The organism is Sphingomonas sp. 2378 (genome assembly GCF_038084995.1).
Taxonomy (GTDB): Bacteria; Pseudomonadota; Alphaproteobacteria; order Sphingomonadales; family Sphingomonadaceae; genus Sphingomonas.
In genome coordinates, this window is record NZ_JAXCMJ010000016.1 from 1 (window position 1) to 22,553 (window position 22,553).

A 22,553-nucleotide genomic window follows, 5' to 3' on the forward strand; every position below is an offset into this window, starting at 1 on the left:
CGGGCGGGGTTAACCCCGCCCGTTGCTTCACCTGCGCTTATGCGCGAAAACCACGGTCGGTCTCTGGTTGCCGCTGGATGAAAGACCGGGGTCACGTCAGGAGCAACCGGGACGTGGTCCGATCTCTCAAGAGAGGGCCGGACGGGCAGCTTCTCCTTTTCGATAGCCTGCAACCGTTCACGCTCTTCCCGGACTCGGCGAAAGTCCGGCGTGTGATCGTCAAGAACGCACGCGGTCACGCCTATCACGAAATCGGCGAGCCGCTGCTTGCCGATCCGGATCATGTCGCTTTCGTTCCACTGGAGCGACTGGACGCCGCGCAGCGAGATGCCTTCGAAACGGCCGGCACCGGCGGCGACTTCGCGGTCTGGCCGGAGGTTGGCAGCCGTATGACCGTCCAGTTGCTCGACGAAGAGGCGATGGTTGGCGGATGGGTCACGGTGGAGCCTGGCCGCTACCGCTACTCCATCGATTGGTCCGACGCCGTGACGGTGAAGACGGTTATATGGGAATATCTCGCGACCGAGACACGCTGGGAGCGATAGTCCCATCGCGTGCGTTCCAGTTCGTTACCGTGCTTCAAGTTCAGAAACTTCGATTTGTCAAGCTCGGGAGATCAGTTCGCCGCCCTACCTAAATCCTATCGCGACAGTTAGTCACCTGCCTATCGATTTAAGCGGTGGAAAGGGATCTCCGGTTTACGGTCCGAACTTCGCCATGTCCCATCACGAGATGAAGTTCGGCGGATTGCGCACCTTTGTCGTCCATCTCGACTGAGGCCAGCCAAAACCACGGCAGTCGACAAGCGCACTGATGACCTACGTCTGCATCGTCGTCGTCAGGGATCCTCAATATTTCTCGGCATTCTCTGCATTCGACGTGGAAGACCCCGCAAAAATCGCATTTCCCAACACTGTGAATGAAGGCGCGCCTAATCTCCTTTCCGCTGGAATCCATAAGCCTCAGTGAGATCTCTGGATAGCCATCCCAGAAAATACGTCCTTTGCTGCATTTGGGACGTAAGCAACTAGGCCAAGTTCTGGGATCGAAGTTTTCGAGGTGATCGAGCGGCAACAAGCGTATGCTCACCGATGTTTGCGCTCGCTTTTCAGCCGCTGCTGTATGCCCACGAGGACAAACGAGATACCCGTGGGTAGCTCCTACGTCTTCCATCATGCCGCGAAAGGCTTCCACATCCTTCACGTCGATCTTGCGCTTACGCCGCTTCGCATCGACGATAACGCGTCTTGTATTATCCGTATCGTGTCTGGTTTCGATAAGCACGTCGATCTGCCGCTTTATCCCGGTGATTGATCCCCGGATTGAGGCATTGGGGGTGACGCAAAGATCGGTCGAAAGCTCGTCGGCCATCAAACGTGCCACCATGCGCTCATATAGCTTCCAGTCTTCCCACCCATTGCTCGACATGACAGCTCCCGATGCATTTTTTCACCGTAGTCAAAGATGACGAATCGGACGATGCCTCAATAGGTCTGAACATGGCGTGTGGAGCCTCGGTCCGGAAATTCGGTCCTCGCCACGAGAAGCTTTCGCACGGTCGAGGCCGATGACGCCCGGAAATTGGGTGACGAAGCGGGAGGAAGGCGTAGCTGCCGATCGACTGCCGCCATTCTTTCCCAGCGTAGCCACCAGATCGACAACCGACATGGAGCTAGCGGTATGGAAGAGAGGTTTAGAGGGCTATGGCGTAGACATAGTGCTCATCCGGGTCTGGCGGGGCCCGCCGCCGTTTTCCCGATATTGCCCGCTATGGCTACGCGAAGGCGGCCGATTACCGCCATTTCACGTACCTGTCCTAAACCGCCGTCCCTTGCTCCAGCGATGTGGCAGCCACGATGCTCCGAAGCTCGACCAGCATGTCGCCGTGCCGCTTTTCGAGGTACGCAACCACGCTGTCGTTTGCCATCAAACGGCCGACATATCGCGACGCAAGAACGAGATGGAGCACGTCGTCGCCGAACGTCCGCTCCACCGCCTTGAAATCCCGGCTAACCACTTCAAGCTCGCGCTCCATCCGCGCCATCTGCTCGGGCGATAGCCCGTTCAGCCGCTTCGGCTTCTCCGGGGCGACGAGATCGCTCTGCTTGGTGCCAGCGAGCAACGCCTTGGCATAACCGGCGGTGAGATTGCCGGCCTGGACCATGAGGTCAGCGGCTTCATACTGGCGCAGAGGCTTCATCTTGCGCAATGCGTCGAAGATTGCCTTGCTGACGGTCCGATCCTTGAGCAGGTCGATCACGTCCGGAGCGATCCCGTCGAGCATCGTGCGCCGCTTGGTCAGCGATTTTACGTCCATCCCGAGTGCGCGCGCGATCTTCTCGGCGGAAGCACCGCGTTCGAGCGCACGCTCGATCATGTAATGCTCCTGCACCGTCGCGAGGCGGTTCACCCGCTTGTTGTAGGTGAAGCTCTCGTCATCGTCCTCGATGACGCAGCGGACGCTTTCCTCGCCGCGATCACACAGAGCATGATAGCGGAGATGGCCATCCAGCAGCAGATGCTTCCCGTCAGCATTCGCCTTCGAAACCGGGAGCGGTTCGATGACACCGACTTCCGCGATCGACGTCGCTATGCGTGCATAGCGTTTGGAACGGGCGACATTCGGCGCCAGCCGGCGGAGAGGCAGGATGTCGGCCAGCCGGATGACGAGCACCTGCCGTTCGAACCCGATATGAACCTGTTCGGCCATCACGCCTCCTGTACGCCGATGCGCTCCGCGAGGGGCTGCGGGAGCGTGCCGATCGACTCCGCACGCAGCAGGGTCACGAAATGCTCCTCTTCCAAAAGCCGGCGCAGCGCGTTGACGATGAAGATCAGGCGTCCTTGCGCCAGTGCCGCCTTCTTCACGATCAGTTTCTGCCGGTCGATTTCTCGCCGATAGCTGCGCACGAGCGCGGCAGCGGTGGTCTTCGTGGACTTCTGAGGCCGGCTGATCGACTTCACGCCCTTGCCGATCTGATTGCGTTCATCGACGATTCGCCGGATCGCGAGCACCTGATCGCCCGGAAGCGCCTTCGTTTCATAGGCTTCCGTCAATGCGCGCTGCACCTCGGTGTCGTTCGCCCGGGCGATCTCCACGGCAATAGTATGCGGTACGACGCCGCGCTCGACCGCGTCGAGCAGCCGTTCCTCGCCACGTTCGAGCAGGAAGCAGATCGACCAGGCATATTCGGGACTGAAGCCGATCTTGGCCGCGATCTGCGCGTAATCGTAGCCACGTTCACGCATGGCGCCGACCTCGCGGATCAATTCGAGGGGCGAATGGTTGCGACGAGCGAGGTTCTCGATCAGGCTCATGACGTAGCAGTCTTCCCGCGACGCTTCGATGACGACCGCCGGTATCTCCATCTGCCCGAGGGCGATGAAAGCCTCCATGCGACCCTGACCACAAACCAACTCGTAGCGATTCCCGTTTGCCTTTCGCGTAACGGTGATCGGCTTCTTCAGCCCGACCGCCCGGATGCTCTCGACGAGTTCTTCGAAGATGCGACGGTTGCGGATACGGGGATTGAGTACCTCGATCGCGGCGAGCGGGATCGATACGATGTCGGTTGCGACTTCGGTCATGCGGCCCTCGGCATCGGGCTGCGGCGCAGCAGGTGGTAAAGCGGGGCGAGGTCGTCGACCCGATAAGCATCGAGGTGGAGGCCGTTCAATTCGGCCATCTTCAAGGTCTCGCGCGATCCGACATCAATCCAGGGCAGGATGTAGAAGTCCTTTGGGCGCCTGTTATCGGCGTCCAGCCGCGCGACGATCGTAAGGTCCGGCCGCAGACCCGTATCTAGGCGAAGCTTCCAACGAAGCGTGCCAGCCGGCGTTGCGTGGCATCGGACGACCACGATCGACACCGTCAGCTCGCTATGCACGGTCAGCAGGTCGGTCGCGGCGTCGATACCGACCGCGCCGCCCGTAGCCTCGATCCCTTGCGTGACCTCGCTGACGATCTCGGGATGCAGCAGGCGAAGATGACGATTGGTTTCGATGTAACGATAGTCGCGATCCGGCGCGTAGCCGACGAGTTGGTACGCGCGGAGCAGGCTGCCGAAGCGATGGCGATAGCTGGCGGCCGAAGGCATCTCCTCGATCTCGTCGATGACCAACCCTGATAGAAGACCGCGCGACGCCAGCAGATCGGACAGCATCCGCAGCATATCGTCGTCCGAGAATCGCCGCGCTCGCTCCTCCAGAATCCTCGCGGCAGCCTGGAACCAAGACGGATCGACGATGGCTTCGAACGCCCCATCGCCCCTGATCCACATGTCCGGCGGGTTCACCACCCGCTTCTTCTTCAGCTTGAAGGAGACGCGATTGTAGACGTTGTTGCCGACATACTTTTCGTTGCTCAGAATCTGGTGAACGGCGCTTCGCGTCCATGGTCTGCCAAGATCCGTTCTCCGCCCTTCCTCGTTGAGGATCACAGCGATCTCGCGCTCGGAACGACGTTCCTCGACGAATAGGCGGTAGATTCGGCGGACCGTCTCCACTTCATCCGGTGGACCCGGCACCAGCACGACGCGATCGGTCTGGAGGCTCTTCTGCTCGCCGGCTTGAAGCTCGGTCTTTGGCTGCCCCTTCTCGTCGACGAGTTGCCGCCGCAATCCATACCCGGCAGGTCCGCCCTGACGATAGCCCAGCGTGACGAGCCGGCATTGGCCGGCAAAGACCTTCGTCGAGAGGTCGCGGCTGAACTCCCCCGCCATGACGCGGCGCACGCTCTTCATAATTGTCGAGCTGGGACTGCCGTCGTTCTCGAACGGTTCGGCGCAGTAGTGGACGGTGATGCCGGCCTCGCGGCACACGAACTCATAATAGCCGCTCTCGTCGGCGTCCTGAAAACGACCCCAGCGACTGATGTCGTAGACGAGGATCGCCGTGAAATCGGTGCGGCCGTTGCGAACATCGTCGATCAGCGACTTCAGTGACTCGCGACCAGCGATGTTGAGGCCGCTCCGTCCTTCATCGGCATAGGTACGCACGATGTCGAAGCCACGCCGCGCCGCATACTCGTTGATCGCGTCCGCCTGATTTTCAGTCGAATAGCGTTGATGATCGGTGGACATGCGGACGTAGCGCGCGGCCCGCGTCCTGGCCGGGGGCGCACTATCGAGACTTTCAGACCGCTCCGCTGCTGCCACGAGAATGTAGCTCTTCTGTGTTGAATTGGGTCAGCCGTATCCCGTGCAAGAGGGGATGTCTTGGTCCATGAAGGCGCGAACTTTTCAGTCCCACCGTGATGGGGCGCTACATTCGACGCTTGATGCCGCGATGTTCGCCCGCGAGATCGCTGCCGCGCTCGCCGTCGAATTTGGCGACCGGCCGCATAAGGTGAAGGAGGTCGCTCGGATCACAGGCTGCAACGAGCGCACCGTCAAGAACTGGTTTCAGGCGTGCAACGGCCCCAGCGGCGAGTGCCTCATCACATTGATGCGCCATTCCGACCAGGTGCTTCGGCTTGTCCTCCGCCACGCCGACCGCGACGATCTTCTCCGAGAGATCGACGTTTCCGAGGCGAAGGCACGGCTTGCCGAGGCCGTCACCACGTTGGACGGCCTATTAGGCGGTCGCGAAGAGGGACTTAGAGGGGTATAGCGTAGACATAGTGCTCATCCGGGTCTGGCGCAGCCCGCCAAAAACCATTGTTTTGCAGTGGTTTAGTGGCCATTATGGCACCCTGTCCGCCATAATGCCCGCCCTTGATCTCACGTAACGTTGGTTGCAACCGCAAGCCGATCAAGTTCGGATGTAGTGCAGCAGCGTAGTCGCCGAAATGATTGCATCCCGCTACCGTTGCCTGAAGGTCCAGCTTCGGAATAGCTGGCGAGACGACGATGCCAGTGGATAACTCAAATTCTTCCGTAATCGCCAATCCATGTCCAAGGATGACGATCGATTTGCTATCTGCACTCGCTGCTACGCCCACCATTCGGGCTTTGTATCGCAATCATCGCAGAACGGCTAAGCAAGAATGAACTAGCCCCGGCGCGGATGAAGGAAACGCCGGGGCTAGCATTCGCTCACGCTGGCACAGCGCGCGGCGAACCTTCGGTGGTGGCAGTCACTGGGATGCGCCGGTGCGGAAATTGGCCTGGGCGCTGTCGACGGCTGGCATCCCGCCGGAGGATTTCGTGGCAGCGGAGCCTTGGCGGGCTTACTCCTTCGCCTGATCGCGGGCGGGATGATGAGGGCACAGGTTTCAGACTGGACAAGCCGTTCGGCATAGCCCAATCTTCGTATACGAAATACAAAGGTTGGACTTATGGCTGCTGGATGTGGGCGGACCCGAAGAGAACGTGATGAAGGTCTGCGAACCAGGGGGCACGTCCGCATCCCATCGCTCACCTTCGGCCTGCTGGCCGCTTTGGGAGCCAGCGCCTGCGCGCCCATGAGGCCGCCGCCCGCCGCGCTGAAACTCGCTCCATTCTATACCCGGTATCTCGACGCCGGGGGGATTCCAGTCACTGCGTCCAGCCAGGTCTCTCCGGCGGCCATGCGGCGGGCGCGCAAGATCGCCGTCCAGATGCTGGCGCATCGCCCGGACATCCTGCTCGCGCTGAGAAAGAGCGGTGCGCGGATCGCGATCATGGCGGAGACGGAGGGGACGACCGATCTTCCCGAACAGGCCGACTGGAAGAAGCCGGAACGCGACGACCCGGTCCTGACCTTTTGTGAACGCAAACATTATGACGAACGAATCGGGCGGCTGAGCGACCGCGACTATTGGAATGGTCGTGCACGCGGCATGGGCGGGTTGCTGACCAGCGGCGCGGAGGAGAATCTGCTCGGGCGGCCGGGGACCCGATATTTCGGCGAGAACATCTTCGTCCATGAATTTTCGCACGAGATCATGACCGGGATCGAGGTCGCGGACCCCGACCTCTTCGCGCGGATCAAGGCGCGCTATGCCGAGGCGAAGGCCAGGGGCCTTTGGAAGGGCGAATATGGCGAAACCACCGCCGAGGAATATTGGGCGGAGGGCACGCAATTCTGGTTCAACTCCAACAAGCTGGCGGTGGTCGACGGACAGCGCATCCTGTCGGATCAGGATCTGCGTGCCTATGATCCGGCGCTCTATGCGCTGCTGGCCGAGGTCTATGGCGATCGGCATCATCTCGATGCCGATGTCTTCTACGATCACCCGGCGCGCGTGCCGTCCGGGCCTCTGCCCCGCTCCACTGCGGAGGTCTGCTGATGCGCGCCGGACGGACGCCGGGCCGGGCGGTCACTCCCGCGCGTCTGCGCCGCTGGATGGCCCTATGGCTGGTCACGATGCTGGCGCCGCTCGCCTGGCCGGGGCTTGTCGCGGCGGAGGTTCGGCCGGCGGGGACCTGGGTCTTCGACGATGTGGCCGACTATCCGGGCATCACGATGATGCGGGTCGAGCCGAAGGGGCGCGGCATGGTCGGGCGGCTGACCAGCCGCTGGTATGGCGACGTGGAGATGCGTGGCATCGTGCTGCGCGGGGCCACGCTGCACTTCGATACCCGTAACATCAACGATCGCGATCGTCCGACGCGCCACTGGACCGCGACCTTCGACGGCAGGCGGAGTGTCCTGCTGAAGGGCGGTATCTGGCATGGCGATATCGCCCAGCACGGTCGGCGCGGCACCCCGCAGGAGGTGCGTCGCCTGGCCTTTCGGCCCGCCGCCCCGCTGCCGCCGCTGGGGACGCTCGCCCCCGATGGCCTGGCCGCGACGCCGCCCATGGGTTGGTCGAGCTGGAACAGGTTCGCCGACAGGATCGATGACGCCACCATCCGGGCGATGGCCGACGCGCTGGTGACCAGCGGTCTGCGCGATGCGGGCTATGTCTATGTCAATATCGACGATGGCTGGCAGGGGACACGCGGCCCGGACGGGGCGCTGCGGGCCAATGATCGCTTTCCGGACATGAAGGCGCTGGCCGATTATGTTCACGCCAGGGGGCTGAAACTCGGCATCTACAGCGCGCCGGGGCCGCGCACCTGTGCAGGCTATGAGGGCAGTTACGGCCATGTCGCGCAGGACGCCCGGACCTTCGCGGCCTGGGGCGTGGATTATCTGAAATACGACCTGTGTTCGGGCGAATGGTTCTACGACACGGCCGAGCGCGTGAAGCAGGCCTATCACGCAATGGGCCAGGCATTGCGTGCGACCGGGCGGCCCATCCTGTTCTCGCTGTGCGAATATGGACGGTTCGACGTCGCCGACTGGGGCCGGTCGGTCGGCGGGCATGTGTGGCGCACGACCGGTGACATCACCGACGATTACAAGACGATGGCGGATATCGGCTTCGAGCGGAATCCGCGCTTCCCCCATCACGGCCCCGGCGGCTGGAACGATCCCGACATGCTGGAGGTCGGCAATGGCGGGATGACGCGCGACGAATATCGCACCCATATGGCGTTATGGGCGATGCAGGCGGCGCCGCTGATCATGGGCCACGACCTGCGCCGGATGACCGACGATACCCGTCGCCTATTGGCCATGCGCGCGGTGATCGCCATCGACCAGGACCGGCTGGGCGAGCAGGGCCACCGCATCCGCCGCGCCGAGGGGGTCGAGCTATGGCGCAAGCGGCTGTCCGACGGGTCGGTGGCCGTCGCGATCTTCAACCGCACCACCCTGGCGCAACGCGCGCGGCTGCTCCCCGAGGATAGCGGACTGGCCGGTGCGGTCCGGGTGCGCGACCTGTTCGAGGATCGCGAACTGGCAGGGGACGAAGTGGTGCCGACCGTCGCGCCGCACGGCGTCGTCCTGCTGCGGATCGAGCCGGTCGAGGGGCGATGAGTCCCGTTACCTCATCCCGATAAGCCATTGTTCCGTCGGACCGGGAAGTCCATGCCGGGCGGTTTTCACCTCCCCCCGGCCAGCGGCTTTATGCGGCAAAAGCAGCCGTGCGGTTACCTTTGGGGACGCCAGAGGTTAAGCGGCGATATGGAACAAAAAGCTCTCGTCATGGCGCTGATCGGTGTTCTGGGGATCGGCGCGCAGTGGATCGCGTGGCGGACGGGGTGGCCGGCCATCGCGCTGATGCTGGCCGCCGGCGTCATCGCCGGGCCGATCACCGGCGTGATCATTCCCGAACATACGTTCGGCGATCTGCTCGAACCCATGATATCCGTCGCCGTCGCGCTGATCCTGTTCGAGGGCGGGCTCAGCCTCAACTTCCGCGAGTTGCGCAAGACCGAAGGCGCGGTGACGCGGCTGATGATGATCGGCATCCCGCTGGGCTGGGTGCTGGGCTCGCTCGCCTGCTATTATGTCGCCGGGCTGGTCTGGCCGGTGGCGATCCTGTTCGCCGGTATCCTGGTGGTGACCGGCCCGACCGTGGTCATACCCCTGTTGCGCCAGAGCAATATCGCCGCGCGGCCCCGCGCGATCCTGAAATGGGAGGCGATCGTCAACGATCCCTTCGGGGCGCTGTGCGCGGTCATCACCTATGAATATCTGCGCCGCGTCGACCAGGGAGGGACGCTGCTGTCCGTCGTCGTCGCGCTGCTCGGGGCGGCGGTGGTGTCGGGGCTGATCGGCTATGGCATGGCGCGCGCGATCGCCTGGGCCTTTCCGCGCGGCCATGTGCCGGAATATCTGAAGGCGCCGGTGCTGCTCGTCGCGGTCATCGGTACCTTCGTCCTGTCGAACCTGATCCAGCAGGAAACGGGGCTGCTCGCGGTCACCGTGATGGGCGTGGCGGTCGCCAATATGCGGCTGGATTCGTTGCGCGACATCCATCCCTTCAAGGAGAATGTGACGGTCCTGCTGATCTCGGGCGTGTTCGTCCTGCTCTCGGCGTCGCTGGACCTGAACGTGCTGCGCCTGTTCGAATGGCGCTTTGCCGCGTTCCTCTTCGCGCTGCTGTTCCTGGTCCGCCCGGCGACCGTGCTGATCGCCCTGGCCTTCAGCAAGATTCCCTGGAACGAGCGGCTGCTGGTCGCCTGGATCGCGCCGCGCGGCGTCGTCGCGGTCGCGGTGTCGGGGCTGTTCGCATTGCGCCTCGACCAGCTGGGCTATGGCAACGGCAATATCCTGGTCACCCTGTCCTTCGCCGTGGTGGTCGCGACGATCATCGCCCATGGTTTCAGCATCCGCTATGTCGCGCGCTGGCTGAAGGTCACCGGGGCGACCCAGAAGGGCCTGTTGATCGTCGGCAGCACGCCGTGGAGCATCTCGCTGGCCCAGCAGATCCAGTCGCTGGGGCTGCCGGTGACGATCGCCGATACCAGCTGGCAGAGGCTGTCCGGCCCGCGCCAGGCGGGGATCGGGACCTATCATGGCGAAATCCTGGCCGAGACGACCGAGGAGCGGCTGGACCTGACCCAGTTCCAGGTGCTGGTCGCGACGACCGACAACGAGGCGTATAATGCGCTGGTCTGCAACGAGTTCGCGCATGATATCGGCCGCGACTCCGTCTATCAGCTCGGCGGTAGCGGCGACGACGAGGATCATCGCAGCCTGCCCGAAGCCTTGCGCGGCCGGGCCATGTTCACCACCGGCCACGGGGTGGAGGATATCCTGCAACGCGAGGCGGCGGGATGGACGTTCCGCAAGACGCGGATCAGCGAGCAGTTCAACTTCGACCATGCCCGCTCGGCACTGCCCGACGAGGCCGACATGCTGTTCGTGCTGCGCAAGGACGGTCGCATCCGCTTCTTCACCCATGCGGCACGACCGACTCCGCAGACCGGCGATATCGTCGTGTCCTACGGGCCCTCGCGCCACGGCGATCCCGACGCTAAACAGTCCAGTCACATCGGAGGGGATGTCGCATGACGATATCGACATGGAGCAACCGGACCGCGCGCGCGATCGCGGCGGGCATGATCGGCCTGGGCATCACCGCCTGCCAGCCGGGCGGCGGCGCGCCCGCCGGTAACGAGGCGGCGGCGGTCGAAGCCGATGAGGCGGTCGAGAATAATGCGGCGATGCCCGGCAACGACCTGGCGGCGGCCGAACCGGAAGAGGCCAAGAAGTCGATCATCCGCCCGGATATCGCACCCTCGCCGACCCCGACGCCGCCCGCCGAACCCGTCGAGATGACCATCCCCTTCCCCGCCAAGGGGGCGCAGATGGACCAGGCGGGCATGGCGCAGCTCGACACGCTGCTGGCCGATCCGGTCCTGGCCCTGGGCGGGCCGATCACGATCTGGGGGCATAGCGACTCGACCGGCTCGGATGCGGCCAACCTGCTCGCTTCCCGCCACCGCGCAGAGGCGGCGCGGGATTATCTGGTCAAAAAGGGCGTCGCCGCCGACCGGATCACCGTCGTGGCGCTGGGCGAATCCCGCCCCGTGGCGCCCAACCGCAAGCTCGACGGCTCGGACGATCCGGAAGGCCGCGACAAGAACCGGCGCGTGGAGATCAAGGTGGACCTGCCCAAGACAGCGCCAGTCGGGGAGGCGAACGAGGTGCCCTGATGCCACCCAAATCGGACATCGGCCGCCGAAATTCGGTGTCCCATTTCTCCGAAGCGTGAAAAGGCGTGAACAGCGACGGCGTCGGCTGGCCCCGCTTCCGGTCACGTGAGCCATCAACCCCGACCGCATGGTCGTCGGGGCGGCAGCAAGACCGCCGCCGCCCCGACATCCCTCACTTCTTGCTGCGCGCGCGCTTGGGCGTGGCGGCGGCTTCGAGGTCTTCTTCCTCATCGGCCTGTTCTTCGCCCGCTTCGGTCAGCGCCTGGCCGAGGGCCTTGAGCTTGTCCTGCGACTTGTCCGCCCGGTCGGCGATCTTCGTCGTCGCGGTGCCCAGGCGGTGGAGAAGGTCGTGGATGCGGTCGGCGTCGGGCTCGTCCTTTTCCAGCTGCTTGCGGAGCGAGGCGAGGTCGCGAAGAATGCCCTTCGCACCCGGCGTGTCGACTTCCGCCAGCGCGGCTTCCCAGTCCTCTACCATATCGGCGCCCTTGGCGGCCTTGGTATTCTCGATGCCGCGGTTGATCGCGTTCATCGTTCCGGCGAATTTGACAGCCATCGCATGATCCTTTCCAGACCGGCTCGTGCCGGCGTCCATCAACGAGGCATGTCGCGAAAAGAACCCCGTCGATCCAAGGATATTCCGCTATTTGTCCCTTCGATCAGGCAGTCGATCAAAAGGTCGCTGGCCGGCTTCACCGCCTCTTGATGGAGCGTCCGCGCACAGACCGAGCCGAGGGAGATGACCATGAAGGCCTGGGCGAGGGTGCGGTGTTCGCTCTCCACCGTATCGCTGCCCATCAGTCCGGCAAAGGCGCGGCTGATATTCTCGAACGCCTGGGCCCGAACGTCCTGGAAGATCGCATTGATCCGCTCGTTACGCGCCGCCTCCGCCGCGATCTCCAGGAACAGCCGGTCGCCGCATTCGTCCTTGCGGCAAGGCGTCGACACGAGCCAGGCGATGATCCCCGCACGATCCCTGTCGGCCAGCGCCGTGTTGAGCGTGTCCTGGTCCGCGATGCGTTCGCAATCCGCCGCGACGATCGCGGCGATGATGTCCTCCTTCGACGGGAAGTCGCGGTATAGCTGCTGAACGGCGACGCCCGATTCCTTGGCGATCGCGGCAATTCCCGTCGCGTGGAAGCCATTCTCGACGAACAGGCGCCGGGCCACCTCCTTGATATTGTGTCGGCGCATTTCGGCGCGCGACCGGGGCTGGCAGTCGGTATTCAACACGTTACGGCCTCTCTCATTCCATGTTGACGCGCTCGAACGGCGGGTCTAACGGCGCTATTTGTGAGTGATCGCTCTCAAACAATTTTTCAAGCGGGAAATGATATGTCCTCCAATCGGCTTCTCGGTCGTGTGTTGGCATCCGGCGCCTTGCTCGCACTGGCCGCCTGCGGCAGCGGTGGCAAGCAGCAGCAGCAGGCGCCCCAGGGGCCGTCCCCTGTCGGTTATGTGGTGGCGAGCGAACAGCCTGTCACCCTCACGACCGAGTTGCCGGGCAGGACCACCGCCTTCGAAACCTCCGATGTGCGCCCGCAGGTCAACGGCCTGATCACCCAGAGGCTGTTCGTCGAGGGTGACGTGGTCCGTCAGGGGCAGCCGCTATACCGTATCGACCCCGCGCCCTACCAGGCCCAGGTCGCCAGTGCCCGCGCCGCGCTGACCCGTGCGCAGGCGAGCATCGCGTCGAGCGCCGCGCTGGCACGCCGCTATGGCGAGCTGGTCAAGATCAACGCGATCGCCCGCCAGGAATATGAGAACGCGCAGACCAGCGCGGCGCAGGCCCGTGCCGATGTGGCGGCCCAGCAGGCCGCCTTGCGCACCGCGCAGATCGATCTGGGGCGCACCACCATCCGCGCCCCGATCACCGGGCGGATCGGCCGGTCGGTGTTCACGACCGGCGCGCTGGTGTCCGCCTCGCAGACCCAGGCGCTGGCCACCATCCAGCGGCTCGACCCCATCTATGTCGACATCCAAGAGCCGAGCGCCGAGCTGCTGAAGCTTCGGCGGCAGATCATGAGCGGTCAGTTGACCCGCGACGGCAATGCCCGCGTCAAGCTGACGCTGGAGGATGGCAGCGACTATGGTGCCCAGGGCACGCTGCGCTTCGCCGACGTCACCGTCGACCCGACGACCGGATCGCAGGTGATCCGCGCGCTGTTCCCAAATCCCAACGGCCTGTTGCTGCCCGGCATGTTCGTGCGCGCCTCGCTGGTCGAGGGGACTCAGTCCAAGGCGTTCCTGGTGCCGCAGCGCGCGGTCAGCCGCGATGAAAAGGGGCAGGCGACGGTCATGGTGATCGGCACGGGCAACAAGGTCGAGCCGCGCACGCTCCAGACCGGCCGGTCGGTCGGCGACAACTGGATCGTCACCAGCGGCCTGAAGCCCGGGGACAAGATCATCGTCGAGGGCGGCATGATGCTGCGTCCGGGCATGCCGGTGCAGGGCAAGCCGTGGGATCCCAACGCCAAGCCCGCCGGCGCATCGCCGCAAGCGGGCCAGGCACAGGCACAGGCGAAGTAACCAGCCATGTCACGCTATTTCATCGATCGCCCGATCTTCGCCTATGTGCTGGCGGTGCTGGTCGTCATCGCCGGCCTGCTCTCGCTGCGCACGCTGCCAATCGCGCAGTTCCCGGCGATCGCGCCGCCCGCGGTGTCGATCACGGCCACCTATCCGGGCGCCGACGCCCAGACGCTGGAGAACACGACCACCCAGATCATCGAGCAGCAGATGAAGGGGATCGACCACCTTCGCTACTTCTCGTCCTCCTCCTCCTCGGCGGGCAGCGTGACGATCACGCTGACCTTCGAGCAGGGGACCGATCCCGACATCGCGCAGGTGCAGGTCCAGAACAAGCTGCAGGCGGCGACCCCGCTGCTGCCGCAGGAGGTCCAGCGCCAGGGCATCATCGTCGCCAAGGCGACGCAGAATTTCCTGTTGTTCGTCGGTCTCTATTCCGAAAACGGCAAGCATGACGCGGACGATCTGGCCGATATCGTCGCCTCGCGGATTTCCGATCCGCTGTCGCGCGTCACCGGTGTCGGCGATACCCAGATCTTCGGGTCGCAATATGCGATGCGCATCTGGGTCGATCCGATCAAGCTCAACAATTATGCGCTGACCATGGCGGACGTGACCAACGCGGTCACGGCGCAGAACGCGCAGGTTTCGGCGGGCCAGATCGGCGCGCAGCCCGCGCCCAAGGAACAGATGCTCAACGCGACCGTCTCGGTCTCGTCACGCCTGACCTCGCCTGAGCAGTTCGCCCAAATCCGCCTGAAGAGCAACACCGACGGGTCGATCGTCCGGCTGGGCGACGTCGCGCGCGTCGCGATCGGCGCGGAGAACTACGCCTTCTCGGCGCAGTGGAACGGCAAGCCCGCCTCGGGCATCGGCATCAAGCTGGCACCGGGCGCCAACGCGCTCGACACCGTCGTCGCGGTCAAGGAGCGGGTGAACGCGCTGGCGAAGGAGTTCCCCTCCGACGTCAAGGTCATCTTCCCCTACGACACCTCGCCCTTCGTGCGCCTGTCGATCGAGCAGGTGATCGAGACGCTGGTCGAGGCGGTCGTGCTCGTCTTCCTCGTCATGTTCCTCTTCCTCCAGAATTTCCGCGCCACGCTGATCCCGACGATCGCGGTGCCGGTGGTGCTGACGGGGACGTTCGCGGTGCTGGCGGCGTTCGGCTATTCGATCAACACGCTGACCCTGTTCGGCATGGTGCTGGCCATCGGCCTGCTGGTCGACGACGCGATCGTCGTCGTCGAGAATGTCGAGCGGCTGATCACCACCGAGCATCTGTCGCCCAAGGAGGCGGCCCGCAAGTCGATGGACGAGATCACCGGCGCGCTGATCGGCATCGCGGCGGTGCTGTCGGCGGTGTTCCTGCCGATGGCGTTCTTCGGCGGATCGACCGGCGTGATCTATCGCCAGTTCTCGATCACGATCGTCTCGGCGATGGTGTTGTCGGTCGCCGTCGCGCTGATCCTGACGCCCGCGCTCTGTGCCACCATCCTGAAGCCGCACGATCCCAACAAGGGGGAGGGCCATGGTCCGCTGGCGCGCTTCTTCCGCTGGTTCAACGACAAGTTCGACCGTGGTCGTGACCGGTATGAGAAGGGCGCGCGCTCGACGGCCCGGCGCTGGGGGCGTTCGCTGATCGCCTATGCGCTGATCGTCGCAGGCATGGCCTTCCTGTTCATGCGGTTGCCGAGCGGCTTCCTGCCCGACGAGGATCAGGGCGTGATGATCGCGCTGGTCCAGGGCCCGCCGGGGGCGACCACGGCGCGGACCCAGAAGGGCCTCGACCTCGTCCGCGACCATTTCCTGAGCGATGCGGGCAGCGCCATTCGCGGCGTCTACACGATCAACGGGTTCAGCTTTGCGGGGCAGGGCCAGAACAGCGGCATCGCGTTCATTCCGATGAAGGAGTGGAAGGACCGCCCCGGCGCGCAGAACAAGGCGCAGGCGATCATCGGCCGCGCGATGGGCGCGTTCGCCCGCTATAATGACGGCCTGATCTTCGCGGTCATCCCGCCCGCTGTCCAGGAGCTGGGCAATGCCACCGGCTTCGACATGCAGCTCGTCGACGAAAGCGGCATCGGCCATGACAAGCTGCTGGCGGCGCGCAACATGTTGCTCGGCATGGCGTCGCAGAACAAGTCGCTGGTCGGCGTGCGCCCCAACGCGCTCGACGACGCGCCGCAACTCAAGGTCAATGTCGACCAGGACAAGGCGCGTGCGCTGGGCCTGGACCTGTCGACCGTCAACAGCACGATCGCGACGGCCTGGGGCGGATCCTATGTGAACGACTTCATCGACCGGGGCCGCGTGAAGCGCGTCTATATCCAGGCCGATGCCGCCTATCGCATGGCGCCCGAGGATATTGGCGACCTCTATGTGCGCGGCTCCACGGGCACGATGGCGCCGTTCACCGCCTTCTCCAACGTCTCGTGGAAGCAGGGGCCGATGCAGCTCACCCGCTATAACGGCCAGCCTTCGATGGAAATCCTGGGCCAGGCCGCGCCGGGCGTGGCGTCGGGGGCCGCGATGAAGGCGATGGAGGAGATGCAGGCGAAGCTGCCGCCCGGCACCCGGCTCGACTGGACCGGCCTCAGCTATGAGGAGCAATTGTCCGGGGGACAGGCGCCCGCGCTTTATGGCCTGTCGCTGCTGATCGTCTTCCTGTGCCTCGCCGCGCTGTACGAAAGCTGGTCGGTGCCGATCTCGGTCATGCTGGTGGTGCCGCTGGGCGTCGTCGGCGCGCTGCTCGCCGCCCTGCTGACCGGGTTGAACAACGACATCTATCTCCAAGTGGGCCTGATCACCACGATCGGCGTGTCGGCGAAGAACGCGATCCTCATCGTCGAATTCGCCGAAGAAAGGATGCGTGAGGGCTATAATGCCTTCGACGCGGCGATCGAGGCCGCCAAGCTGCGCCTACGGCCCATTCTGATGACCAGCCTGGCCTTTATCTTCGGCGTGTTCCCGCTGGCCATCGCCAATGGCGCGGGCGCGGGTGGTCAGAACGCCATCGGTCGCGCGGTGGTGGGCGGCATGTTCTCGGCGACGATCCTGGCGATCTTCTTCGTGCCGATGTTCTTCGTCGTCGTGATGCGGCTGTTCGACCGCAGCAAGAACCGCAAGGCCGAAGGCGATACGCAGCCGCGCGACGATGGCCACTCCGATACGCCGTCCGTGCAGGGAGTTTGATCCATGATCCGTTCCAAATCTGCCTTGGCCCTGCTGGCGGCGACGACGCTGGCCGGGTGCAATCTCGCCCCCAAATATGTCCGCCCCGTGGGCGCCGTCCCCGCGACTTTGCCCCAGGACGGCATCTATCCGGCGGCGGCGTCCGACGCGCCCGATGTGACCAGGATCGGGTGGCAGCAATTCTTTACCGACGACCGCCTGCGCCGCACCATCGCGCTGGGGCTTGAGAACAACCGCGACCTGCGCATCGCGGCGGCCAATGTGTTGCAGGCACGGGCGCAGTACCGGGTCCAGCGTGCGGATCTGGTTCCTTCGACCACCCTGTCGGGTTCGGGTACCTATACGAACAACATCCAGGGTGCGGCGGGCGCGCTCGGCGGAGCGGCAGGCGGCGGCGCCGGGGCGGGGACGGGTACCGGCACGGGAACCGGTGCTGGCGCCGGAGCCGGTGGCACGGGCCTGGGTGTCGGTGTGGGCTCGTCCGCGTCCAATCTGGAATTCTATTCGGTCAATGCCGGTTTCTCGGCCTTCGAACTGGATCTGTTCGGGCGCGTCCGCAATCTCAACCGCGCCGCGCTGGAACAGTATTTCGCGACCGAGGAAGCCCAGCGTTCGACGCGGATCAGCCTGATCGCCGAGATCGCGACGGCCTGGTTGACCTATGCGTCGGATCAGGACCAGTTGCGCATCTCGCAGGAGTCGCTGAAATCCTTCGCGCAATCGCTGGAGCTGACGCGCGCGCAGTTTCGGATCGGCGTCGCCTCCGAACTCGAGGCGCGGCAGGCCGAGACGACCTATCAGGGCGCGCGCAACGACATCGCGGTGCTGAAGACGCGAGTGGCGCAGGACAGGAACGCGCTCGACCTGCTGGTCGGCGCGCCGGTGCAGGTCGATCTGCTGCCGCAAGGATTGGGCGAAAGCGGTGCGGCCTTGCCGGTGCTGCCCACCGGCCTGTCGTCCGAGATATTGCTGCGCCGCCCCGACGTGTTGCAGGCCGAGCATCAACTGATCGCGCAGAACGCCAATATCGGCGCGGCGCGCGCGGCGATGTTCCCGCGCATCTCGTTGACCGCGACGCTAGGCACGATCAGCACCGCGCTCAGCGGCCTCTTCGCGGGTGGCAGCTTCACCTATACCGGCGCGCCGTCGGTCTCGCTGCCGCTGTTCGACGGGGGACGGCTTCGCGGCAATCTGGACGTCGCGCGCGCGCAGCAACAGGCTGCCGTCTCGACCTATGAAAGGACCGTCCAGACGGCGTTCCGCGAAGTTGCCGACGCGCTGGCGCAACGCGGCACCATCGACGAGCAGATCGCGGCGCAGACGGCCCGGGTGGAGGCGGCCAATGTCGCGCTGAAAATCTCGGATGCGCGGTATCGGACGGGCGTCGAGTCCTTCCTGACGACGCTCGATTCCCAACGCACCGCCTATTCGGCGCAGCAGTTGCTGGTGACCACCCGTCTCAATCGCGAGAGCAATATGGTGGAACTGTACCGTTCGCTGGGCGGCGGGCTGAACTAGCCGATATGGGTGATGTTTTGGTTTCGCCTCCGGGCGGTCGCGATCCCGTCCCACGGTCGCGCGGCCGCCCCAGCGTCGAGCGCGCGGCGGAGATCGGTCATCTGGTCGTCGAAGCCGCGATCATCGCCTTTGTCGAGCAGGGCCTGGACATTTCCATCGACCAGATCGCCCAGTCGGTCGGGGTGAGCAAGCAGGCGGTCTATCGGCGCTGGTCCAGCAAGATATCGTTGCTGATGGACGTGATGGACCGGGTCATGGAGACGGTCCATTTCCGTCTTGCCGACGGCCTGCCCCCACATCCCGTGCTCGCCCTGAAGGAATTGTCCTGGCGTATGTGCAGGCCGGATGGGGGCGTGCGCGAGCGGAGCGTCACCATCCTGATGTCCGAGGCGCTGAGCGACAAGTCGATGCACCAGTGGTTCGCCCTGTGGCGCAGGGCGCATTTCGATTTCTATCGGGCATTCGTCCTGACGGCGGCAAGGTCGGTGGGCCGAGAGGAACAGGCGATGGTCATCGCCCGGATCTTGCTGGATATGGTCGAGGGGGTCAGCCGGGCGACCTATTGGGAAAATCTGTCCGACGCGGAGTGTGCGGCGCTGTTCTCGCAAAAATGGGATCGGATGGCGCCGATGCTGCGCTGACCGGCCATCGCGCCGCGTCAGGCTCGATCGAGGAAAGGCCGCCCCGTCAAGGAAGCGGCCTTTCGCTTTTCGATGTGCATGTCATGGCCCGCGAGATGGCGCGACGATCAGCTCGGATGGGCGGCGCTGACCATGGCGGCTTCATCCTCCTCGGTCGGGATCGACGCATCGAGTCCGTCCGCCGACGATGCGGGATCGCCCTGGGCCAATGCCATCTGCTCATAGGCGATCTCCAGGTCCTGCACCCCCGAGCCGGTCGGCTGGATGGGGAGATCGGCAAAGCTGGCGGGCTCTTCTGTCGCAATGATTTTTTCAGGCACGTCGTTCTCCTTCCTACTGAGGATGAACGCGCGGCCCGCGATTTCGACCCAGGCCGATCGTGCCGCTGGGCGGGGTGGCCGGTCCACCCCGCCCCGGTCACGCATCAGAAGGAGAAACGGACGCCCGCATCATAGCGCGGCCCGAAATTCTGATAGCGCAGCAACTGGTTGTCGAACCGCCCGGTCGCGAAATATTTCGCGTTGAACAGGTTCGTTCCCTCGACGAAGACCTGGGCGAAGGGGGTGAGGTTCACCGCCACGCTGCCGTCGAACTGGCCGTAATCGCGCACGAACACCGGCTCGTTGCCCGGACCGCCCGCCAGCTGCTGAAGGAAGCGTTCGCGCCGGTTATAGGCGATGCGCGCCGACACGCCGAACTTCTCGTAGAACAGGGTGGCGTTCTGCGAATTGCCGATGCCTTCCGCCGCGAAGGACTGGCCGATCTGGCTGACGTCGAATTCGCGGTTGGTCGAGACGAAGGTCGCGTTGGCCTGCACGCCGAAGCCGCTCAGCACGCCGGGCAGCCAGTCGAGGGTATGGACCAGGTTCAGCTCCAACCCCTTGATCTTCAGCGACTGGGCGTTGCGCGGACGGCGCACGCTGAACTTGGCGGTGTTGGGCCCGACGATCAGCCCGCCGACCGGCAGATTGCCCGCATTGGCGATCGTGAACAATTCCTCGCCGAAGGTCTGGACGATGAAGTCGTCCACCGTCTTGTGGAACACCGCCGCCGAGAGGGTGGTGGTGGGCGTGGGATACCATTCCAGCGACAGGTCGAAATTGGTCGCGCGATACGGCTTCAGGTCCGGATTGCCGCCGGTCGCGGTCAGCGTCGCGGGGCGGAGCGTCCCGATATCCAGGCTGGGCGCCAGATCGCCGATCGCGGGGCGGGTCAGCGTCTTGTAGGCGGCGAAACGCGCCTGGAGCTTGGGCGTCAGGTTCAGCTTCGCGTTCAGATTGGGCAGGAAGTTGCTGTAGGACGAACGCTTGTTGACCGACACCGCCGCGCGGTTGTTCGCGAAGACGCCGGTATAGGTGGTCGGATCGCCCGCCACGGGAAGCAGGTCGGTCAGTTGCAACTGCTGCCCGGACGACACCAGCTCGGTATATTCATAGCGCCCGCCGATATTGATGAACCAGGGAAGCCCCGCGACCGTGCCCTCCAGGTCCATATCGGCATAGCTGGCGAAGACCTTTTCCCGAACCCGTGCCGAGGGCTGCTCGGTCACCGCATAGCCGTTGGTCCGCGCGAAGATCGCAGCGGTCGTCCCCACCGGCTGGCCGCGCGCCAGGTCGAGCGCGGTGGTCGCCGCCGGGCTGGTCAGATAGTTGAAATAGGCCTGCGGATCATAGGTCAGGAAGGTGGTCGGCACGCTGCCGCCCTTCTGCCCCAGCGAACCGAGGGTGAAGGGCGAGAGCAGCGACGGATCGGCCAGCGTCGGGTAACCGCAATAGAGGCAGCCGATATTCGGGTCCGACGAGAAGGGCACGTTGCTCTTGTCGCGCGAGGTGCCGGTCAGGCCGAAGCGGAGCGCCGAGACGATGTTCCAGCCCGGTTTCCATTCGGTGTTCCAGCGATATTCCTGGACCTTCTCGGTCACGTCGTTGCCGCTGCGCCCGGCGATATGGGTGCGGCCCAGCGCCGGGTTGGTCAGCACGCCATTGTCATAGCCGGAGGTGGAGGGGATGCCGTTCCCTTCCGCCGCGTTGAACGAATATCGGGTCGGCACGCCAATGACGGTGAAATAGGATTTGCCGCCGCCCGCATTCTTGGCCTGCGAATAGGTGGCGTCGAAGACCATGCGCACCGTATCGGCGGGCCGCCATTCGGCGTTGAACCCGGCCTCATAGGTCGTCGTTTCGCGCACCCCGCCAGATGCGATGAAGTCGGCATTGCCGTTGGTGGTCAGCGAGGTGACGCTGCGGTTCGAATCGATCTGCGCGGCGGTATAGCTGGTCGGCTCGAACCAGCTGCCCAGGCCGCGCGTGGTCGTGTCGCTCTTGAACCGGTTGTAGAGGCCGTCGACGGTGAAGGTCAGCTCGTCGGTCGGCGCATATTGCGCGACCAGCGTCGCGCCCAGGCGGGTGCGATCGTCGCGCGTCTCGTTCACGTCCTGGTTACGCGGCGCATAGACATTGGTGTAGAGCGGCGCGCTGTTCGGCCCGACCGAGGTGCCGGGGATATAGCCGTCGGTGCTGATCGCCCGGATCGAGGCGATACGCTTCTGATAGGAGAGCGAGGCGAGCAGGCCCAGCTTGCCGTCGGCGAAGGTGTCGCTGAGCAGGCCGAACAGCTGCGGCGTAAATTTCTTGCTATTGCCTTCGTACAGGGCCTTGCCGGTGAAGACGCCCTTGAACTCCTTGAGCGCGAGCGGGCGCGGCGTCTGGACGTTGATCGTCGCGCCGATGCCGCCGCCCTGGAGCGGGGCCTGCGAGCTCTTATAGACCTGTGCGCCGCTGATCAACTCGGCGGGGATCAGGTCGAAGGAGAAGGCGCGGTTGTAATTGTCCGACGCGAAGCTGCGACCGTTGAACAACACCGTGTTGAAGGCGGGGCCGAGGCCGCGCACGCTGACCGAGGCGCCTTCGCCATTGCTGCGGTCGATGGCGACGCCGGGGATGCGCTGGAGCGATTCGGCGACGTTGGCGTCGGGGAACTTGCCCAGGTCTTCGGACGAGATCGCATCGAGGATACCGGCGGCGTCGCGCTTGATCGCGGCGGCGGATTCGATGCTACGACGGATGCCGGTGACGACGATGTCGCCCGACGTGCCGTCCGCCTCGCTCTGGCTGGGCAGGGTGGCGGTCTGGTCGGCCGGCGGAGTCTGCGTCTGGGCCAGCGCGGGCGTGGCGGTGATAAGTGCGACAAGTGCGGTGGACAATCCGGCACGGCCGAGCAAACGGCCACCATTGGTTGTTGCGGCGACTTGAGTCATATCTCT

The 22,553-nt window shown here is 64.5% G+C and carries 19 protein-coding genes; 10 read left to right on the top strand and 9 right to left on the bottom strand.

What is annotated here, in order from left to right; genetic code table 11:
* Positions 1-545 (top strand): hypothetical protein (locus SM191_RS09875; protein ID WP_341506049.1); only part of this gene is annotated, 545 nt, incomplete at its 5' end.
* A 127-nt stretch (positions 546-672) separates the two neighbouring features.
* Here the strand turns inward: SM191_RS09875 and SM191_RS09880 are convergent.
* The 4 genes from SM191_RS09880 to SM191_RS09895 form a co-directional block, all read right to left on the bottom strand.
* Positions 673-1,428, bottom strand: a complete 756-nt coding sequence (locus SM191_RS09880; protein ID WP_341506050.1) for a restriction endonuclease — start codon at positions 1,426-1,428, stop codon at positions 673-675.
* Positions 1,429-1,816: 388 nt separating this feature from the next.
* Positions 1,817-2,674 (bottom strand): plasmid partitioning protein RepB C-terminal domain-containing protein, encoded by an 858-nt coding sequence (locus SM191_RS09885; protein WP_341506051.1) that lies wholly within the window; start codon positions 2,672-2,674, stop codon positions 1,817-1,819.
* Positions 2,675-2,709: 35 nt separating this feature from the next.
* Positions 2,710-3,588, bottom strand: a complete 879-nt coding sequence (locus SM191_RS09890) for a plasmid partitioning protein RepB C-terminal domain-containing protein (protein WP_341506052.1) — start codon at positions 3,586-3,588, stop codon at positions 2,710-2,712.
* The gene (locus tag SM191_RS09895; protein ID WP_341506053.1) at positions 3,585-5,156 is read right to left on the bottom strand and encodes a recombinase family protein; all 1,572 of its coding nucleotides are present in this window, start codon (positions 5,154-5,156) and stop codon (positions 3,585-3,587) included. Before SM191_RS09895 ends, SM191_RS09890 begins: the two co-directional genes overlap by 4 nt.
* A gap of 67 nt (positions 5,157-5,223) precedes the next feature.
* Here SM191_RS09895 and SM191_RS09900 point away from each other — a divergent pair, with 67 nt between their 5' ends.
* A complete protein-coding gene (locus SM191_RS09900) occupies positions 5,224-5,610 on the top strand; it encodes a hypothetical protein (RefSeq protein WP_341506054.1) in 387 nt (128 codons plus the stop codon).
* On the opposite strand, the gene SM191_RS09905 is transcribed toward SM191_RS09900, so the two are convergent.
* Positions 5,597-5,944: a hypothetical protein gene (locus SM191_RS09905; RefSeq protein ID WP_341506055.1), complete on the bottom strand. Its 348-nt coding sequence runs from the start codon at positions 5,942-5,944 to the stop codon at positions 5,597-5,599. The genes SM191_RS09900 and SM191_RS09905 overlap by 14 nt on opposite strands.
* Before the next feature lie 459 nt (positions 5,945-6,403).
* Here SM191_RS09905 and SM191_RS09910 point away from each other — a divergent pair, with 459 nt between their 5' ends.
* From SM191_RS09910 to SM191_RS09925, 4 genes are all read left to right on the top strand, one after another.
* The gene (locus SM191_RS09910) at positions 6,404-7,210 is read left to right on the top strand and encodes a glycoside hydrolase (RefSeq protein ID WP_307002786.1); all 807 of its coding nucleotides are present in this window, start codon (positions 6,404-6,406) and stop codon (positions 7,208-7,210) included.
* A complete protein-coding gene (locus tag SM191_RS09915) occupies positions 7,210-8,787 on the top strand; it encodes a glycoside hydrolase family 27 protein (RefSeq protein WP_341506056.1) in 1,578 nt (525 codons plus the stop codon). The genes SM191_RS09910 and SM191_RS09915 overlap by 1 nt, the downstream gene beginning before the upstream one ends.
* A 147-nt stretch (positions 8,788-8,934) precedes the next feature.
* A complete protein-coding gene (locus tag SM191_RS09920) occupies positions 8,935-10,770 on the top strand; it encodes a cation:proton antiporter (RefSeq protein WP_341506057.1) in 1,836 nt (611 codons plus the stop codon).
* A complete protein-coding gene (locus SM191_RS09925) occupies positions 10,767-11,414 on the top strand; it encodes an OmpA family protein (RefSeq protein ID WP_341506058.1) in 648 nt (215 codons plus the stop codon). The genes SM191_RS09920 and SM191_RS09925 overlap by 4 nt, the downstream gene beginning before the upstream one ends.
* A 172-nt stretch (positions 11,415-11,586) precedes the next feature.
* On the opposite strand, the gene SM191_RS09930 is transcribed toward SM191_RS09925, so the two are convergent.
* On the bottom strand, positions 11,587-11,967 hold the full coding sequence (locus SM191_RS09930; protein ID WP_341506059.1) for a hypothetical protein: 381 nt from the start codon (positions 11,965-11,967) through the stop codon (positions 11,587-11,589).
* Positions 11,968-12,005: 38 nt separating this feature from the next.
* The gene (locus SM191_RS09935; protein ID WP_341506060.1) at positions 12,006-12,644 is read right to left on the bottom strand and encodes a TetR/AcrR family transcriptional regulator; all 639 of its coding nucleotides are present in this window, start codon (positions 12,642-12,644) and stop codon (positions 12,006-12,008) included.
* A gap of 102 nt (positions 12,645-12,746) precedes the next feature.
* On the opposite strand from SM191_RS09935, the gene SM191_RS09940 reads away from it, so the two are divergent.
* The 4 genes from SM191_RS09940 to SM191_RS09955 are packed head-to-tail and all read left to right on the top strand — an operon-like array spanning position 12,747 to position 19,291.
* Positions 12,747-13,940, top strand: a complete 1,194-nt coding sequence (locus tag SM191_RS09940; RefSeq protein WP_341506061.1) for an efflux RND transporter periplasmic adaptor subunit — start codon at positions 12,747-12,749, stop codon at positions 13,938-13,940.
* A 6-nt stretch (positions 13,941-13,946) separates the two neighbouring features.
* Positions 13,947-17,132, top strand: a complete 3,186-nt coding sequence (locus SM191_RS09945) for an efflux RND transporter permease subunit (RefSeq protein ID WP_341506062.1) — start codon at positions 13,947-13,949, stop codon at positions 17,130-17,132.
* 3 nt (positions 17,133-17,135) lie between these two features.
* Positions 17,136-18,650 (top strand): efflux transporter outer membrane subunit, encoded by a 1,515-nt coding sequence (locus SM191_RS09950; RefSeq protein WP_341506063.1) that lies wholly within the window; start codon positions 17,136-17,138, stop codon positions 18,648-18,650.
* 5 nt (positions 18,651-18,655) lie between these two features.
* Positions 18,656-19,291, top strand: a complete 636-nt coding sequence (locus tag SM191_RS09955; protein WP_341506064.1) for a TetR/AcrR family transcriptional regulator — start codon at positions 18,656-18,658, stop codon at positions 19,289-19,291.
* A gap of 107 nt (positions 19,292-19,398) precedes the next feature.
* Here SM191_RS09955 and SM191_RS09960 read toward each other — a convergent pair whose 3' ends face one another.
* Positions 19,399-19,611, bottom strand: coding sequence for a hypothetical protein (locus SM191_RS09960; protein WP_341506065.1), 213 nt, complete (start codon positions 19,609-19,611; stop codon positions 19,399-19,401).
* 104 nt (positions 19,612-19,715) lie between these two features.
* The gene (locus SM191_RS09965; protein WP_341506066.1) at positions 19,716-22,547 is read right to left on the bottom strand and encodes a TonB-dependent receptor; all 2,832 of its coding nucleotides are present in this window, start codon (positions 22,545-22,547) and stop codon (positions 19,716-19,718) included.
* Positions 22,548-22,553: the final 6 nt, after the last annotated feature.

What these genes read in the sequence shown, in the direction of transcription:
- SM191_RS09880 (WP_341506050.1), bottom strand. Translation starts at nt 1,428, where the DNA reads ATGTCGAGCAATGGGTGGGAAGACTGGAAGCTATATGAGCGCATGGTG.
- SM191_RS09890 (WP_341506052.1), bottom strand. Translation starts at nt 3,588, where the DNA reads ATGACCGAAGTCGCAACCGACATCGTATCGATCCCGCTCGCCGCGATC.
- SM191_RS09900 (WP_341506054.1), top strand. Translation starts at nt 5,224, where the DNA reads ATGAAGGCGCGAACTTTTCAGTCCCACCGTGATGGGGCGCTACATTCG.
- SM191_RS09905 (WP_341506055.1), bottom strand. Translation starts at nt 5,944, where the DNA reads ATGGTGGGCGTAGCAGCGAGTGCAGATAGCAAATCGATCGTCATCCTT.
- SM191_RS09910 (WP_307002786.1), top strand. Translation starts at nt 6,404, where the DNA reads ATGAGGCCGCCGCCCGCCGCGCTGAAACTCGCTCCATTCTATACCCGG.
- SM191_RS09915 (WP_341506056.1), top strand. Translation starts at nt 7,210, where the DNA reads ATGCGCGCCGGACGGACGCCGGGCCGGGCGGTCACTCCCGCGCGTCTG.
- SM191_RS09920 (WP_341506057.1), top strand. Translation starts at nt 8,935, where the DNA reads ATGGAACAAAAAGCTCTCGTCATGGCGCTGATCGGTGTTCTGGGGATC.
- SM191_RS09925 (WP_341506058.1), top strand. Translation starts at nt 10,767, where the DNA reads ATGACGATATCGACATGGAGCAACCGGACCGCGCGCGCGATCGCGGCG.
- SM191_RS09930 (WP_341506059.1), bottom strand. Translation starts at nt 11,967, where the DNA reads ATGGCTGTCAAATTCGCCGGAACGATGAACGCGATCAACCGCGGCATC.
- SM191_RS09940 (WP_341506061.1), top strand. Translation starts at nt 12,747, where the DNA reads ATGTCCTCCAATCGGCTTCTCGGTCGTGTGTTGGCATCCGGCGCCTTG.
- SM191_RS09945 (WP_341506062.1), top strand. Translation starts at nt 13,947, where the DNA reads ATGTCACGCTATTTCATCGATCGCCCGATCTTCGCCTATGTGCTGGCG.
- SM191_RS09950 (WP_341506063.1), top strand. Translation starts at nt 17,136, where the DNA reads ATGATCCGTTCCAAATCTGCCTTGGCCCTGCTGGCGGCGACGACGCTG.
- SM191_RS09955 (WP_341506064.1), top strand. Translation starts at nt 18,656, where the DNA reads ATGGGTGATGTTTTGGTTTCGCCTCCGGGCGGTCGCGATCCCGTCCCA.
- SM191_RS09965 (WP_341506066.1), bottom strand. Translation starts at nt 22,547, where the DNA reads ATGACTCAAGTCGCCGCAACAACCAATGGTGGCCGTTTGCTCGGCCGT.